We start from the raw sequence: 14,714 nt of genomic DNA on the forward strand, positions 1-14,714 counted from the left end.
ATTGCAATTCAACGGTCGCCACGTTCACTCCCGGCGCGGCGCGGGCTGCGTCAGATAGGCGAGCAGCTTGTTCTCGCGCCGTCCGCGCGCCACCCCGTCCAGCACCAGGCCGATGGTTAAGGACAGGAAGCCGGAGAGCACCAGACCGGTCGCCAGCACGGCGGTCGGCAGGCGCGGCACCAGCCCGGTGCGCTCGAACTCGATGAAGACCGGCACGCCCAGCACCAGCGCCGCCGCCAGCAGCAGACCGGCAATGGCCGAGAAGAAGGGAAGCGGGCGCTCCTCGCGAATGAGGTGGCTGATGAGGCGCAGGATGCGCAGCCCATCGCGATAGGTGTTGAGCTTGCTATGCGAGCCCGCGCCGCGCTCGCGATAGGGCGCGGAGATTTCGTCGATCGGCAGGCCGAGTTCGAGGCTGTGCACCAGCAGTTCGGTCTCGATCTCGAATCCCTCGCTCTTGACCGGGAACGACTTCACCATGCGCCGCGACAGAGCCTTGTAGCCCGACAGCATGTCGTTGTTCTGGCGCCCGAAAATCTGGCTGACCAGGAAGGTGAGCATCCAGTTGCCGAACCGGTGGCCGCGCCGGAACGCCTCGTCCGCCACCGCCTCGCGGGCGCAGTTCACCATGTCGCAATTGCGCTCCACCACCCGGCGAACCATTTCCGGTGCCACGCTGGCGTCATAGGTGTCGTCGCCATCGACCAGCACGTACACGTCGGCCTCGATGTCGGCGAACATCCGGCGCACCACATGGCCCTTGCCCTGCCGCCGCTCCTGCCGGATCACCGCGCCGGCATCGGCGGCGATGCGGAGGGTGTCGTCTGTGGAATTGTTGTCATAGACATAGACCGTCGCACCCGGCAGAGCGGCGCGAAAGTCCTCGACCACGGCACGGATGCTCAAAGCCTCATTGTGGCATGGCACCAGGACGGCGATGTTGATCGGCGTCGACATGGCAGGCTTGCGATCCTTCGGAAACCGTTTCGGAGGTCTGCCCCGCGCGCATCGTCTCGCGGGTGACGGATGACGGGTGTCTTGTCCGATTTTGCGGTTTCACCTGTCAATCTATGCTGGTTCTAATACACACGGGGCATGTACACACGAGACATCAGCAACGCTGCGCTCTGCTGATCGCCCGCCTCGAACCGGCCTCTGGCCCGATACACTGTTCAGTCGTCCTGGAATGTTCATAAGCGCGAGCACGATTTCCCCCCTGCCTCTTTCCGCCTCGCGCCGCACGGCAGACCGGCAGGAGCTGCCGCTTCCGCGTCGCCTGCGCCCCGGCCCCCGGCCGCTGCCGGCGGTGCTGACATTGGTCGAGGCCGATGGCCCGCAGCGGCTCGATATCGTGGACGAGACCGGAAAGCCCCTGTGCGCGCAGATACTGGCCCCGGGGCGGCTCGAAGGCGTGCTTCTGCCGCCGGACGCCGCAGGCCTCGTGCTCAACGGGACGGGCGCGGGGGCGGCTAGGCTCGGCTACTATCCGCTGGAACATTGGCGGCTCCTGCTCGCGGCGCTGCGCCAGCGCACGCCCGGCGGCTTCAAGGGGGCGAACCGCGTAGCCCGGCTGATGCGCCGCGAACTGAAGCGCGTCATCTGGGCCTCCCCCGCCGCCGCGCTCATGGGCCTGCCGGCCTATAAGCGCTTCCGCCAGCAGCATGTCGGAACCTTTGCCCCGGCGGCACCGGCGGACGGCGCGACGACCGTGCATTTCGCGAGCGGTGCGGCGACGATTTCGCTCGAACGGCTCGCGGCCTGTGCGGCGGCGCTCGCCCGGCAGACCGATCGGCAGTTCCGCTGGCGCGTCGGCGTGCCCGAGGCGCGGCTCGCGCGCGAGGGCGCGGCGCTGAAGGCGGCGGTCGGGCCACATGGCGAACTGGTTGCAACGGCGGGCGTCAGCGAGGCCGAGGCATTGGCGGCGGCGCTCGCGGGTATCGGCGAGGGCCTCGCCGTGCCGCTCGACGCCGACGGCACGCCGACGCGCGACGCGGTGGCGCTGATCCGCGCGGCCGTCGCCGATCACCCCGACTGCGATTTTCTTTACACGGACGAAGAAGGGCTCGACCGCTTCGGCCAGCCCGAGGCCCCTGTGTTCAAGCCGGCCTTCAACCGGCACCTGCTGCAGGCCATGGACTATGTCGGCTCTCTCCGCGTAATGCGGGCGGAGCGGCTGCGCGCCTTCCCGCTGCGCCCGGAATTCGGTGGCGCGGCGCTCTATGATCTCACGCTGCGCTATCTCGACGGCCTGCCGCCCGCCGCGATCCGGCATGTGCCGCGCGTTGCCTGGTCCGGTCCGGCGCGGGCGCCCGGCTTCGCGGACGAGGCGACGGCGCGGCTGGCGGCAGGGGCGCTGTCACAAAGGCTTTCCGTGCCGGTGGAGACCAGCGCGAACGGGCGCCATCTGCGCCCCCTCTACCCGCTGCCCGAACCCGCGCCTCTGGTCTCGATCATCATCCCGACCCGCGACCGCGCCGGCCTGCTCGGCACCACGCTGCGCACCCTGATCGCGGCGACGGCCTATCGTCCTTTCGAGCTGGTGATCGTCGACAACGGCTCGGTCGAACCCGCGACCTTCGCGCTGTTCGAGGAGGCGGCGCGACTGTGGCCGGCGACCCGGATCGTGCGCGATGACGGCGACTTCAATTTTTCCCGCCTGTGCAATGCCGGCATCGCGGCCTCGCGCGGCGATCTTTTGCTGTTGCTCAACAACGACATGGAGATCGTCGAGCCCAGCTGGCTCGGCGAGATGGTGGCGCTGGCCAGCCTGCCGGCGACCGGCATCGTCGGCGCCAAGCTGCTCTATCCCGACCGAAGCCTCCAGCATGCCGGCTTCATCATCGGCCTGCGCAGCGGGGCGGGCAGCCACTGGTTTCCCCATGCCGGTGCCGATGCGCCGGGCTATCGGGAGCGCCTGCTGGTCCGGCAGAACCTGTCCGCCGTCACCGGCGCCTGCCTGATGATCCGGCGCGACTGCCTCGATGCCGCCGGCCCGCTCGACGAGGCGCGCTTCGCCGAGGAATGCAACGATGTCGATCTCTGCCTGCGCGCCCGCCGCGCCGGCTTTGAAGTGGTGTTCACCCCGTTCGCGCGGCTCATCCACCACGAATCCGCCTCCCGCGGCCACGCGACCGGAAAGGAACGGCCGAACCGGCTCGCCGAGCGCGCACGCTTCGAGGAGCTGTGGGAGATGCCGACGCGCACCGATCCGCATTTCAGTCCGAATTTGGAGCGCGACAACGAATATGCGCTGAACGCCCCCGCCCCGCGCGGGAGCCTCGCCCCGCGCACCGACGCGATCTGACCGCCCCGTTGCCGACGATTACAGCGCGAAGGGCGTGGGATAATCCGCCAGAAGCGGCAGCGCGAGGTCCTTGTCCGACAAGGTGACGGCCTCGGCCGCGACCGGCCACTCGATGGCCAGCGCCGGATCGTTCCACAGAATGCCGGCGTCATGGGGCTGCGAATAGGGCGCGTCGACCTTGTAGGCGACGATGGTATCGGGCTCCAGCGTGCAGAAGCCATGGGCGAAGCCGCGCGGCACCAGCAGCTGGTGGCCGTTCTCGCCGGAAAGCGTCGCGCCCACCCATGCGCCGTAGCTTGACGAGCCCTTCCTGATATCGACCGCAACGTCGAAGATCGCGCCGCGCACAGCCCGCACCAGCTTGGCCTGCGCGAAGGGCGGCGTCTGGAAATGCAGCCCACGCACCACGCCCACCACGCGCGACAGCGATTCATTGTCCTGCACGAAGCTGAGATCGAGGCCGAACGCATCGAAGGCCGACTTCTTGTAGGTTTCGCAGAAATAGCCGCGCGCATCGCCGAAGCGCCGTGGCTCCACAAGCACGACATCGGGAATGGCGAGGCGCGTAAAGGTGGTCATGCGTTCCAACTTCTTCAGGGAAAAGGGCCGGCCGCGCCGTCACCGTTCATGCGGCGCGTCCGTATGCGCGAACGCCCAGAGACGATAGCCGAGGAAATTCGACACCATCACGATCAGCGTGGTGAGAAGCTGGGCGAGAAGGTAGTAGATGCCCAGCCGGGCCGCAAACAGCTCCATCAGCACGGCGTTCAGCACGAAGCCCGCCGTGGCGACCACCGCGAAGCGCCACGCCGCCTCGGCATGGCCGCGCGTGGCGTTGAAGGTGAAGGCCCGATTCATCGCATAGGACATGGTAGCGGCGACGACGAAGCCGGCCGCCGATCCGGCGACCGGACCCGCCATGCCGGTCTCCACCAGCAGCGCAAGCACGCTGAAATGCGCTATGGCGGAAATGCCGCCGACCACGCCGAACACGAAGAACTGGCGCGCCAGCCTGCCGTGGCGCCGCGCGAACTGCCGCAAACCGCTCGGCAAGGACACGTTCATGTCCTTCGGCGCGATCTCACGCCTTCCTGGCCAGAAGATCGCGTATTTCGGTCAGCAGCACCTCTTCCTTGGTCGGCGGGGCCGGAGGAGCGGGCTGCTCGGCCGCCTTGCGGCGCAGCCGGTTGATGCCCTTGACCACGAGGAACAGGATCCACGCCACGATCAGGAAGTTGATGACGATGGTGAGAAAGTTGCCATAGGCGAACACCGCGCCCTGCTCGCGCGCCGCCGCCAGCGAGGTGGCGGTGACGTTGGAGGACAGGCCGACGAAATAGTTCGAGAAGTCGAGCCCACCGAGCACCGCGCCGACGATGGGCATGAACAGGTCGGACACCACCGATTCGACGATCCGGCCGAAGGCCGCGCCGATGATGACACCGACCGCGAGGTCGACGACATTGCCCTTCACGGCAAATTCGCGGAACTCGTTCAAGACCTTGGACATGGCACATCCCCTTGCGATTCGCCGACCCTCGCGCGGAGTCTGTCGTGCGCGTCCGGTGCCGGCAAGCGGTCTTTGGCAAAAGCCGCCCGCTTGCCGATGAGGCACGCGCGAGCGCATAAGTAGCACGGTCGCAGTTCCGTTCGGAGACCCCATGCTTCAGGCCTGGGTCATCATCGCCGTCGCCCTGGTCTATATCGGCTTCCTGTTCGCCGTGGCGAGCTTCGGCGACAGCCGCCTGCCGCGCGCGCCCAAGGGGCAGGGCCGGCCCTATATCTACGCGCTCTCGCTCGCGGTCTACTGCACCTCGTGGACCTTCTTCGGCTCGGTCGGCCTTGCCACCACGCAGGGGCTCAACTTCCTCACCATCTATATCGGCCCGATGCTGGTCTTCGCCTTCGGCGCGCCGTTCCTGCTCAGAATGGTGCGCCTCGCCAAAGCCCAGAACATCACCTCCATCGCCGACTTCATCGCCGCGCGCTATGGCAAGAGCCAGGGCGTCGCCGCGCTGGTGGCGCTGGTCGCGATCATCGGCTCGCTGCCCTACATCGCCCTGCAGCTCAAGGCGGTGTCGGGCTCGCTGGTGGCGATGCTCGGCGATTTCGAGGGGCTCGGCCTGCATTATCCGGTCATCGGCGACCTGGCCTTGCTGGTCGCCGTGGCGATGGCGGTGTTCGCCGTTCTGTTCGGCACCCGCCACATCGACGCCACCGAGCATCAGGAAGGGCTGGTGCTGGCGGTGGCGACCGAGTCGATCGTCAAGCTGGTCAGCTTCCTCGTCGTCGGCCTGTTCGTGACCTTCATCATGTTCGCCGGGCCGGGGGACCTCCTGGCGCAGGCCGAGGAAAAGGGCGTGCTGCCGGTGCTCACCGACGGCTTCTCGCTCGGCGACTGGCTGGCGATGACGGTGCTGTCCTCGCTCGCCATCATTTTGCTGCCGCGGCAGTTCCACGTCGCCGTGGTGGAGAATACCTCGGAGCGGGAAATCCGCACCGCCTCCTGGCTGTTCCCGCTCTATCTGGTGCTGATAAACGTCTTCGTCGTGCCGATCGCCATTGCCGGCCTCGTCGCCTTTCCGCCGGGCTTCATCGACGGCGACATGTATGTGCTGGCCCTGCCGCTCTCGGTCGGGGCCAAGTCCATCGCGCTCATCGCCTTTGTCGGCGGGCTGTCGGCGGCGACCGCCATGGTTATCGTCGAGACCATCGCGCTGGCGGTGATGGTGTCGAACGACATCTTCATGCCGCTGATGGTGCGCGGCCGGCGCACCGGAACGGATGACGGCGGAACGGCCCATGACGGCACCGCCTCGCCCCCGCGCGACATGGGCTACATGCTGCTCACCGTGCGGCGCATCGCGATCTTCGCGATCCTGCTGCTGGCCTATCTGTATTACCGCGTCACCGGCGAGGCGCAGCTCGCGCAGATCGGCCTGCTCTCCTTCGCCGCCGTCGCCCAGTTCGGCCCGGCCCTGCTGCTGGGCCTTGTCTGGCGACGCGGCACCGCGCTCGGCGCCATTGCCGGCATCGCGGCGGGCGTCATGGTCTGGGCCTATACGCTGCTGCTGCCGAGCCTGGTCGAATCCGGCCTGTTCACCCATGGCCTGCTTGCGGAAGGGCCGTTCGCGGTGAGCTGGCTGCGCCCGCAATCGCTGTTCGGGCTCGGCGCCTCGCCGCTGACCCATGGCGTGGCGTGGAGCCTGTCGATCAACTTCATCGTGTTCATCGCGGTCTCGCTGATGCGCCAGCCCGCGCCGATCGAGCGCCTCCAGGCCAGCGTGTTCGTGGAGGCGGACCGCTCGGCCTCCGCGCCCTCGTTCCGGCTGTGGCGCTCACCGGTCACGGTGGGCGAGCTCATTGGGACGGTGGCGCGCTATCTCGGCGAGGACCGTACCCGCGCCTCGTTCGAAAGCGTGGCGGCGATGCGCGGGCTTTCGCTGGAGCCGAGCCGCGAGGCGGATTTCCAGCTCATCCGCTATGCCGAGCACCTGCTCGCCTCCGCGATCGGCGCCGCCTCCTCGCGCCTCGTGCTGTCGCTGATGCTGCGCAAGCGCACCGTCTCCACCAAGGCGGCGCTGAAGCTGCTGGACGATGCTTCCGCCGCCATCCAGTACAACCGCGAAATCCTCCAGACCGCGCTCGACCATGTTCGCCAGGGCATTGCGGTGTTCGACCGCGACCTGCGGCTGATCTGCTGGAACCGCCAGTTCGGCGACATGCTCGACCTGCCCTCCGAGCTGGTGCGGATCGGCGTCGGCATTGACCACATATTGCGCTTCAACGCGGTGAGCGGCCTGTTCGGCCCCGGCCCGGTCGAGGAGATCGTCCGCGAAAAGCTCAGCCGCTACGCCCGGCGCAACGTCACCTTCCAGGAGCGGCTATCACCGCGCGGCGTGGTGATGGAGGTGCGCGTCAACACCATGCCCGATGGCGGCGTGGTGGTGACCTTCACCGACATCACCGCGACGGTGGAGGCCGCCGAGGCGCTGGAGCGCGCCAACGAGACGCTGGAGCGCCGCGTGAAGGAGCGCACCAAGGCGCTGGAAAACCTGAACGCCCAGCTCGCCCAGGCCAAGGCGGCCGCGGACGAGGCCAACATCTCCAAGACCCGCTTTCTCGCCGCCGCCAGCCACGACATTCTCCAGCCGCTCAACGCCGCCCGGCTCTACGCCACCAGCCTCGTCGAGCGCGACAGCCGGGGCGAGGAAGGCCGGCTGGCGCATAATGTCGACGCCTCGCTGGAAGCGGTGGAGGAGATTCTCGGCGCGCTGCTCGACATTTCCCGCCTCGACGCCGGCGCGATGAAGCCGGAGATCGCCCCATTCCGGCTCGACGAGATCTTCCGCCAGCTTGAGCTGGAATTCGCGCCGCTGGCCAAGGAGAAGGGCCTGCGCCTCACCTTCGTGCCGACCAGCGCCGCCGTGCGTTCCGACCGCCGGCTGCTGCGCCGGCTGCTGCAGAACCTCGTCTCCAACGCCATCAAATACACGCCGCAGGGCCGGGTACTGATCGGCGTGCGGCACCGGCGCGGGCGGGCGCGGGTCGAGGTGCTGGACACCGGCCTCGGCGTGCCGCCCTCCAAGCAGAAGCTGATCTTCAAGGAATTCCAGCGGCTGGACCAGGGCGCCAAGGCCGCGCGCGGGCTCGGGCTCGGCCTGTCCATCGTGGAGCGCCTGTCGCGGGTGCTCGATCATCCGCTCCAGCTGGTCTCGACGCCCGGGCGCGGCACCATGTTCATGGTCGACGTGCCCTCCGCCCCGCCGATCCCGGCGCTGGAGCGCCAATCCCCGCCCGCCGCCGCGCCGGCCGGGACCCTGACCGGGCTGAACGTGCTGTGCATCGACAACGACCCCGCCATTCTGGACGGCATGGAGACGCTGCTGACCGGCTGGGGCTGCCGCGTGATCAAGGCGTCCGAAGTGGGCGAGGCGCTGGCGACGCTGCGCGAGAAGCGGCTGCGGCCGGACGCGCTGCTGATCGACTACCACCTCGACGACAATGACGGCATCGAAGCCACCAAGCATCTGCGCTGGAAGCTCGGCCAGTCGCTGCCCGCCGCGCTGATCACCGCCGACCGCTCGCGCCGGGTGCGCGACACTGCGCGCGAGACCGAGATGGAGGTGCTGAACAAGCCGGTGCGCCCCGCGGCGCTGCGGGCGTTGCTGGCGCAGTGGCGCGCAATGCGGATCGCCGCGGAATAGGCGGCGGCTCGCCTTAAGGAGTCCCTGTCAGGGATCCATCACCACGGCGGTGCCGACCCGCACGCGGGCGTAGAGGTCGATGATGTCGTCATTATGCATGCGCACGCAGCCATAGGAGGCGAAGGTGCCGATCGACTTCGGCGCATTGGTGCCGTGGATCGCGTATTGCCCGCCGCCCGAAAGCGTCATCGCGCGCGCGCCCATCGGATTTTCCGGCGTGCCGCCGGGGATCACGTCGGGCAGCTTGGGATTGTCGCGGCGCACCTCCTCGGGCGGCGACCAGGCCGGCTCGACATATTTCGCGTCGATCCGCACCGCGCCGTTCCACTGCTTGCCGCGGCGGCCGACCGCGACCGGATAGCGGATCGCCTTGCCGTCGCCGACCAGCAGATAGAGCTTGCGCTCCTTGGTCTTCACCACGATCGTGCCAGGGCGCAGGCCGTCATCCTTGAACGGCACGGTCTCGCGGGCATGGCCCGGCGCGACGGCGGCGAGCGTGGCGAGCAGGGCGGAAACGCAGAACAGGCGGCGGCGTGACATGGTTCTTCCCGTCGAGGACAAGGCGCGGCGATTCCCGGAGGGTCTTCAGGCGGCCTGGCCGCGACGGCCATGGCGCCCGTCGATTTCGTCCAAGGACGGGGATGGAGGCAATACCCAAGTGCCATGAGGCAGGCGGAAACCCCATAACGCGCGCCATTTTTGCCACATCACAAAAAAACCCAATGTCTGGTTGCAAGTTTGCGGCGCGCGCAATTGCACAGATGGCGGCACCATGTATGCATATTGTGCCGTGGAATAGTTCGGTGAGCCGGCTGGCGGGGATCGTTGGGCCGGAGCCTATTAGGGGAATACCAATGCTGAAGTCGTTTCTTGTGATCTCGTCCTCCCTGGCCATGATCGGCGCCGCTCTGGCCGCCGACCTGCCCCAGCCCCAGCCGGTTCCGGCCGAAGCTGCTCCGATCGGCAAGGCCCCGATCGGCAAGGCTCCGGTTGGCAAGGCTCCCGAGCCGATCGTCACCAAGGGCTGATAAGCCTTTCGGAACCGGATACGGCATCCGTTTCCGGCCTTCGCGGCAGCGGGCCACCCGTCTGCCGCGAAGGCCGAATTAAGCCGGTAGATTATTCCTGATGACTGGACGGGGTGTTGCCATGAAAGTCTCTCCGGAGGCGGGAATGCGCGACCTTTTTGCTGTTGCGTTGAGCGCCATCTGTTTCCTTGCTGTGCCGGGCCTGTCCGCCAGCGCATCGACGCAGGGCGCCGGAGGTACGTCGCAACAGGCGACCGCCGCCAAGATGCAGCAGAACGGCACGGCCGCCTCGCGGCGAACGGCAGCCCAGTTGCCTCTGGTGGCGCCGCGGCCGCCGGATCCGGAACTGATGAGCCCCAATGGCGACATCGTGCCCGGCCCCTATTACGTCGATTTCCGTGCCCGTACCGCCGCGTCCTACGGCCATGCCTTCACCTGGTTCGGCAAGTCGACGCAGCGCGAGGTGGACGTCGCCGGTCTTCATCCGGCCACCGACAGCGTCGTGCCCTATATTCTCGGCCACGTGATGTGGGTGAAGTCCGAGACCGGCGCGAGCTATGGCGATCTCGATGAAGAATATCTGACGGCGAATTACCGCGTCTACCTCTCCGCCGAGGATGCGCAGAAGGTCTTCGCCTATATACGCAAACTTCAGGACACCACGCCGTTCTGGAACGCGGGCACCACCAACTGCACCTGGTTCATTGGCCAGATCGCCACCTATATGGGCCTGAAGACGCCCTCGCACCTGCTGGTGCCCGAGGAATATGTCAACGAGCTCAAGAAGATGAATAACGGCGTGCAGACGGCGCACCTAGCACCGTCCGAAGACTGACGGGCAGGCCGCGCTTCCCGGAGAGGCGCCCGGCCCGGCGTCGGCTGCCCTTATGCTCAAACGGCATGATCGGCCGACCGGCCTGGCGAACGCGCTTACATCTGCCCGTTCGCCGCCGAACCTTTTGCCATCTGCAAGCAGGGTGACACGGCGAGCTGGCGCCAGCGGCGACCGGCCGTCCTTCCGCGCCTGCAATATAAGGCAGGCAGGCACGACGAGACAATCGACGGCGCCGATGCCGACACGCCTGTTGATGATCCGTGATGAAAGAGGCACGCGCTCCTGCCCGGCCACTCTCCACAGGGAGCGGCCGCGAGGAGGGATTGGACGGCCTCCGGAACGAGGCCGGAGCACGTCCGGCGTCGGTCCCATGAAGGAGATAGCGCTCCGAAAAGCGGCAAGGCGCTTGCGCTGTCGGCCGAGGCCATCGCCGGCGCGGGGCGTACCGATCCGCGTTCGTTCAGTCCTGGCGGCGATCGGGAAAGCCTCGGGGCTCGGTGCGCAGGCTCGGGTTCGGCGCTCCCCACGAGGCCCTGACATCCAGTACGCAACCGCAGGCGCCGCCGCGACACCGGCGCGGTTGATGAATGACGCGGGTGCCGGCGCCACTCAGTTCGCGGTCTGCGCCCAGGTGCCGCCTTCGATCTTGGACGCGGCGATAACCGCCTGGGTGCGGCTCTCCACGCCCAGCTTCTGCAGGATTGCCGAGACATGCGCCTTCACCGTCGCCTCGGAAACCCCGAGCTCATAGGCGATCTGCTTGTTCAGCAGCCCTTCCGACAGCATCATCAGCACCCGCACCTGTTGCGGGGTTAGCGTCGCGAGCCGCGCCACCAGCGCCTTGGTCTCGCGGTCGCCATCGGTGGAAAGGTCGATATCCGGCGGGGTCCACACCCGGCCTTCCAGAACGGCGGCCACCGCCTCGCGCATGGTGTCGACCGCGCTGGTCTTCGGGATAAAGCCGGACGCGCCGAACTCCATGCAGTGGCGGATCACCCCGGCCTCTTCATTGGCCGAGACCACCACCACCGGAATGCCGGGATATTGCGCGCGCAGATACATCAGGCCGGAAAAGCCGCGCACGCCGGGCATGGTCAGGTCCAGCAACACGAGATCGATGTCGGCCTCGCGCTCCAGCAGGGCCTGAAGGTCCTCGAAGCCGCCCGCCTCGAACAATTCGACCGCCGGAAACTGACGTAGCACCGCTTCACGCAGCGCGCCCCGGAACAGCGGGTGATCATCGGCGATGGCCAGCCGGAAACTCGTCGTCGTGTCCACCTTGCAGCGGCCCCTTCCACCGGCGCGGGCATATGACCCATGCCTCGCCCCTACCTATACGCCCTTCGTCGCATTTGCGCGCGCAGATCTTGGTTCGCCCGACCACCACACGCAAGCGCCGTTCGTCGCGGCCGCCACCGCGCATGATTGTCACATGACGACCTTTAGTTACGATCTCCGACAAACGCCACCACCAATTCGCGCCGATGCGGCCGCGCCCGGTGCTCGACAAGGTAAATGCCCTGCCAGGTGCCGAGCGCCATGCGCCCCGCGATCACCGGGACAGTGACGCTGATGCCGGTCAGCACCGCCTTCACATGGGCCGGCATGTCGTCCGGGCCTTCCATGTCGTGCACCCAGCCCGCGTCCTCCGGCGCCAGCCGGTCGAGCGCGGTCAGCAGGTCGACGCGGACATCTGGGTCCGCATTCTCCTGAATGGTGAGCGACGCCGAGGTGTGGCGGCAGAACAGCGAAACCTCGCCATCGCCGGCGCCGATCCGCTCCAGGAAGCCCGCAACCTCCCGCGTGAGCTCGGTAAATCCGCGCCCGCGCGTGTCGACCACAAGGCGCGCGGTCACCCGCCGCGTCACCGCCGTCTCGCGCAGATCGTCATAACGTAGCAGGCTCATCGCGTGTTTCCCTATCTCTGGGTGCTGGACGAATGGCCATGGCTGGTCTTGGATAGGCCATGCTCACCCGCTGGTGCCCGCCGCGCTGCGCGCCTTCCTGGCGACAGCCGCTCCTTCCCTGACATTTGCCGGAACCTGCCATGTCCGCCGCCGTGCTCAAGCTCGACCCCGCCCTGTTCGATCCCGCCGCCATCGCTCCCGACACCCGCGCCATCAATGCCGGCATCGTCAAGGCGCTCGGCGCGGTGCCGGACCGCTGGATCTACCCGATGGCGGTTTTGCGCAAGCTGCGGCTGGAGGGCAAGGGCCCGTTCCCGCTCGCCCCTGAAAGCCCGCTGGCGCAGGTGATCGAGATCGACGGCCCGCATGGCCCGGTACCGCTGCGCATCCTCAGCCCCGAGGCGCCGAAGGGCGTCTATCTGCACTTTCACGGCGGCGGCTGGACGCTGGGATCGGCCCGCGAGAATGACGGACTCAACCACCGTTTCGTCGAGCGCACCGGCTTTGCCGTGGTCTCGGTCGATTACCGCCTCGCGCCCGAGCACCCCTACCCGGCCGGACCGGACGATTGCGAGGCCGCCGCGCTGTGGCTGGTGCGGGAGGGGCCGGCACAGTTCGGCACCGATCGCTTCGCCATTGGTGGGGAATCGGCGGGCGGCAATCTCGCGGTCTCCACCCTGCTGCGGCTGCGCGACCGCCACGGTCTCACCCCGTTCCGCGCCGCCAGCCTGCACGCCGGCTGCTACGACCTCGGCCTGACGCCGAGCGCGCGGCAATGGGGCGACGAGCCGCTGGTGCTGAACACCCGCGACATCAACGTCTTCGTCGGCCACTATCTGCGCGAGGGCGGCGATGTGGCGACGCCGGACATTTCCCCGCTCCATGGCGATCTGTCCGGCCTGCCGCCCGCGCTGTTCACGGTCGGCACCCGCGATGCGCTACTGGACGACACGCTGTTCATGGCGCCACGCTGGCTGGCGGCGGGCAACCGCGCCGAACTCGAGATATTCCCCGGCGGCTGCCATGTGTTCATCGGCTTCCCCGGCACGCTGGCCGACGCTGCGCTGGCGCGCATTCACGGCTTCATCTCCGCCGCATGAGGCCGACGCCGATACGCCTGGTTCAGAGCCGTTCGCCCTGCGGCGGCTCGCTGCGCAGCCGGTCCACCATGTCCCGAAAGCGGCGGAAGGCATATTCCGCCATGTCGATCGCCTGATCCATCGCCTCGCGCAGCCGGGTCCGCTCCTCTTCCGGGATCGGCTTGCCGGCTTGCGGCGGAGGGGTTGGCGCACTGCCGGGCGGCGTGCCGGGCACCGGCGCCGGTGGCGCCATGATGTCGGGCACGGCCTGCTGTTCCAGCGTCGCGATGCGGGCGTGCAGGCGCGCGATCTCGGCTTCCAGCGCCGCGCGATCCTCGGGAACCGCCTCGCACACCCAGGAGGTCGCGCCGGCGGGAGCGCCGCGCGCGCGGCAGAACGACATCGCGCCGCTGCGCGTGTCGAGCTTGAGAATGCCGCCGTCGACCGGCTGAATCGTGAAGCGCCCATCCGCTTGCGGCGCGGCCTCTACCCTGTCCTGGGCCGAGGCACCGGCCACCGACAGCACCAGGCCGACGCCCAGGCAAGCGGCGCGCGTGATGGCAAGATGTACGAGATTCGAGGTCATCGGCGGCCCTCCCGGCAGGAGAGGCGCCGCCCGCCGTCACGGCGTGAACGGCGCCCGTCCGCTGGACAACGCGGCATCGAGCAGATCGATCCGATCCTGACCCCAGAAGACCTCGCCGTCGAGCACATAGGCGGGCGAGCCGAACACATCCGCCGCCACAGCCGCATCGTGATTCGCCTGATAAGCAACGGCGGCCTTCTCGCCCGACGCCGCGTCGAGCAGCTTCGCCGGCAGGCCGAGTTCGGCGAGCACCGCCGCCAGCGTCGCCGGATCCGCGAGGTTTTCCTCCCTCTGCCAGACGCCCGAACACATCCGGCCGACCAGCGCGGAGACGTCGTGTCCGCCCTCGATCGCCGCGATCACCAGCCCGTCGGCAAGCGCGGGATTGAACGGCCAATGCGCGGGGGAAATGTTGAAATCGATGCCGCGCGCCTCGCGCCAGCGCTTCAGTTCGACCAGCCGGTAGCGCTGGCGCGCGGGGTGGCGCTTGGCCAGCGGCAGGCCGCCGGTCTGCGAGAACAGTTCGCCCAGGAACACCGGCCGGAACGAAACGCGCAGACCGTGCCGCCGCGCGACGTCGAGAAAGGCGTCGTGACCGAGGAACGCCCACGGGCTGACGACGGAGAAGTAATAATCGATGTGGCGGGACATGGACGCGGCACTCGGCAATGACGGAAGGTGACGGTCTGTCACGCTAAACGGTCCGTCCCTCGCCGGAAAGTCCAGCCGCCGGCCTCTCCCCGCAAAACAAAACGGCGCCCGAAGGCG

Annotated in this window: 14 protein-coding genes; 5 read left to right on the forward strand and 9 right to left on the reverse strand. The window is 68.1% G+C overall.

Translation table 11 applies throughout. The features are described 5' to 3' along the window. Positions 1 to 24: 24 nt before the first annotated feature. On the reverse strand, positions 25 to 957 hold the full coding sequence (locus VRZ77_RS16655) for a glycosyltransferase family 2 protein (protein WP_414593730.1): 933 nt from the start codon (positions 955 to 957) through the stop codon (positions 25 to 27). A gap of 229 nt (positions 958 to 1,186) precedes the next feature. On the opposite strand from VRZ77_RS16655, the gene VRZ77_RS16660 reads away from it, so the two are divergent. After that, on the forward strand, positions 1,187 to 3,304 hold the full coding sequence (locus VRZ77_RS16660) for a glycosyltransferase (protein ID WP_414593731.1): 2,118 nt from the start codon (positions 1,187 to 1,189) through the stop codon (positions 3,302 to 3,304). 18 nt (positions 3,305 to 3,322) lie between these two features. On the opposite strand, the gene rfbC is transcribed toward VRZ77_RS16660, so the two are convergent. The 3 genes from rfbC to mscL are packed head-to-tail and all read right to left on the reverse strand — an operon-like array spanning position 3,323 to position 4,814. Continuing rightward, positions 3,323 to 3,883 (reverse strand): dTDP-4-dehydrorhamnose 3,5-epimerase, encoded by a 561-nt coding sequence (rfbC, locus tag VRZ77_RS16665; RefSeq protein WP_414593732.1) that lies wholly within the window; start codon positions 3,881 to 3,883, stop codon positions 3,323 to 3,325. A 39-nt stretch (positions 3,884 to 3,922) separates the two neighbouring features. Beyond that, the gene (locus VRZ77_RS16670) at positions 3,923 to 4,363 is read right to left on the reverse strand and encodes a GtrA family protein (protein WP_414593733.1); all 441 of its coding nucleotides are present in this window, start codon (positions 4,361 to 4,363) and stop codon (positions 3,923 to 3,925) included. Between the two features lie 22 nt (positions 4,364 to 4,385). Continuing rightward, the gene (gene mscL, locus VRZ77_RS16675) at positions 4,386 to 4,814 is read right to left on the reverse strand and encodes a large conductance mechanosensitive channel protein MscL (protein WP_414593734.1); all 429 of its coding nucleotides are present in this window, start codon (positions 4,812 to 4,814) and stop codon (positions 4,386 to 4,388) included. A gap of 151 nt (positions 4,815 to 4,965) precedes the next feature. On the opposite strand from mscL, the gene VRZ77_RS16680 reads away from it, so the two are divergent. Continuing rightward, on the forward strand, positions 4,966 to 8,511 hold the full coding sequence (locus VRZ77_RS16680; protein WP_414593735.1) for a NahK/ErcS family hybrid sensor histidine kinase/response regulator: 3,546 nt from the start codon (positions 4,966 to 4,968) through the stop codon (positions 8,509 to 8,511). A gap of 27 nt (positions 8,512 to 8,538) precedes the next feature. Here VRZ77_RS16680 and VRZ77_RS16685 read toward each other — a convergent pair whose 3' ends face one another. After that, positions 8,539 to 9,051, reverse strand: a complete 513-nt coding sequence (locus VRZ77_RS16685; RefSeq protein WP_414593736.1) for a L,D-transpeptidase — start codon at positions 9,049 to 9,051, stop codon at positions 8,539 to 8,541. Between the two features lie 314 nt (positions 9,052 to 9,365). Here VRZ77_RS16685 and VRZ77_RS16690 point away from each other — a divergent pair, with 314 nt between their 5' ends. Both VRZ77_RS16690 and VRZ77_RS16695 read left to right on the forward strand, forming a co-directional pair. Then, positions 9,366 to 9,539: a hypothetical protein gene (locus tag VRZ77_RS16690; RefSeq protein ID WP_414593737.1), complete on the forward strand. Its 174-nt coding sequence runs from the start codon at positions 9,366 to 9,368 to the stop codon at positions 9,537 to 9,539. Between the two features lie 100 nt (positions 9,540 to 9,639). Beyond that, entirely contained in the window at positions 9,640 to 10,374 is a 735-nt protein-coding gene (locus VRZ77_RS16695; protein ID WP_414593738.1) for a hypothetical protein, read from the forward strand. A 609-nt stretch (positions 10,375 to 10,983) separates the two neighbouring features. Here VRZ77_RS16695 and VRZ77_RS16700 read toward each other — a convergent pair. Together VRZ77_RS16700 and VRZ77_RS16705 are read right to left on the reverse strand one after the other, a co-directional pair. Then, positions 10,984 to 11,652: a LuxR C-terminal-related transcriptional regulator gene (locus VRZ77_RS16700; protein WP_414593739.1), complete on the reverse strand. Its 669-nt coding sequence runs from the start codon at positions 11,650 to 11,652 to the stop codon at positions 10,984 to 10,986. A gap of 164 nt (positions 11,653 to 11,816) precedes the next feature. Beyond that, a complete protein-coding gene (locus tag VRZ77_RS16705; protein ID WP_414593740.1) occupies positions 11,817 to 12,281 on the reverse strand; it encodes a secondary thiamine-phosphate synthase enzyme YjbQ in 465 nt (154 codons plus the stop codon). 140 nt (positions 12,282 to 12,421) lie between these two features. On the opposite strand from VRZ77_RS16705, the gene VRZ77_RS16710 reads away from it, so the two are divergent. Beyond that, complete coding sequence (locus VRZ77_RS16710; protein WP_414593741.1) at positions 12,422 to 13,381, forward strand: alpha/beta hydrolase; 960 nt, start codon at positions 12,422 to 12,424, stop codon at positions 13,379 to 13,381. Between the two features lie 22 nt (positions 13,382 to 13,403). Here the strand turns inward: VRZ77_RS16710 and VRZ77_RS16715 are convergent, their stop codons facing one another. Next, positions 13,404 to 13,946 (reverse strand): hypothetical protein, encoded by a 543-nt coding sequence (locus VRZ77_RS16715; protein ID WP_414593742.1) that lies wholly within the window; start codon positions 13,944 to 13,946, stop codon positions 13,404 to 13,406. 36 nt (positions 13,947 to 13,982) lie between these two features. Then, on the reverse strand, positions 13,983 to 14,597 hold the full coding sequence (locus VRZ77_RS16720) for a 2-hydroxychromene-2-carboxylate isomerase (protein WP_414593743.1): 615 nt from the start codon (positions 14,595 to 14,597) through the stop codon (positions 13,983 to 13,985). Between the last annotated feature and the right edge of the window lie 117 nt (positions 14,598 to 14,714).

This window comes from Ancylobacter sp. G4_0304 (assembly GCF_047501495.1).
In the GTDB taxonomy this organism is placed as follows: Bacteria; Pseudomonadota; Alphaproteobacteria; order Rhizobiales; family Xanthobacteraceae; genus Ancylobacter.

What these genes read in the sequence shown, in the direction of transcription:
- mscL (WP_414593734.1), bottom strand. Translation starts at nt 4,814, where the DNA reads ATGTCCAAGGTCTTGAACGAGTTCCGCGAATTTGCCGTGAAGGGCAAT.
- VRZ77_RS16710 (WP_414593741.1), top strand. Translation starts at nt 12,422, where the DNA reads ATGTCCGCCGCCGTGCTCAAGCTCGACCCCGCCCTGTTCGATCCCGCC.
- VRZ77_RS16715 (WP_414593742.1), bottom strand. Translation starts at nt 13,946, where the DNA reads ATGACCTCGAATCTCGTACATCTTGCCATCACGCGCGCCGCTTGCCTG.
- VRZ77_RS16655 (WP_414593730.1), bottom strand. Translation starts at nt 957, where the DNA reads ATGTCGACGCCGATCAACATCGCCGTCCTGGTGCCATGCCACAATGAG.
- VRZ77_RS16695 (WP_414593738.1), top strand. Translation starts at nt 9,640, where the DNA reads ATGACTGGACGGGGTGTTGCCATGAAAGTCTCTCCGGAGGCGGGAATG.
- VRZ77_RS16720 (WP_414593743.1), bottom strand. Translation starts at nt 14,597, where the DNA reads ATGTCCCGCCACATCGATTATTACTTCTCCGTCGTCAGCCCGTGGGCG.
- VRZ77_RS16705 (WP_414593740.1), bottom strand. Translation starts at nt 12,281, where the DNA reads ATGAGCCTGCTACGTTATGACGATCTGCGCGAGACGGCGGTGACGCGG.
- VRZ77_RS16690 (WP_414593737.1), top strand. Translation starts at nt 9,366, where the DNA reads ATGCTGAAGTCGTTTCTTGTGATCTCGTCCTCCCTGGCCATGATCGGC.
- VRZ77_RS16660 (WP_414593731.1), top strand. Translation starts at nt 1,187, where the DNA reads ATGTTCATAAGCGCGAGCACGATTTCCCCCCTGCCTCTTTCCGCCTCG.
- VRZ77_RS16685 (WP_414593736.1), bottom strand. Translation starts at nt 9,051, where the DNA reads ATGTCACGCCGCCGCCTGTTCTGCGTTTCCGCCCTGCTCGCCACGCTC.
- rfbC (WP_414593732.1), bottom strand. Translation starts at nt 3,883, where the DNA reads ATGACCACCTTTACGCGCCTCGCCATTCCCGATGTCGTGCTTGTGGAG.
- VRZ77_RS16680 (WP_414593735.1), top strand. Translation starts at nt 4,966, where the DNA reads ATGCTTCAGGCCTGGGTCATCATCGCCGTCGCCCTGGTCTATATCGGC.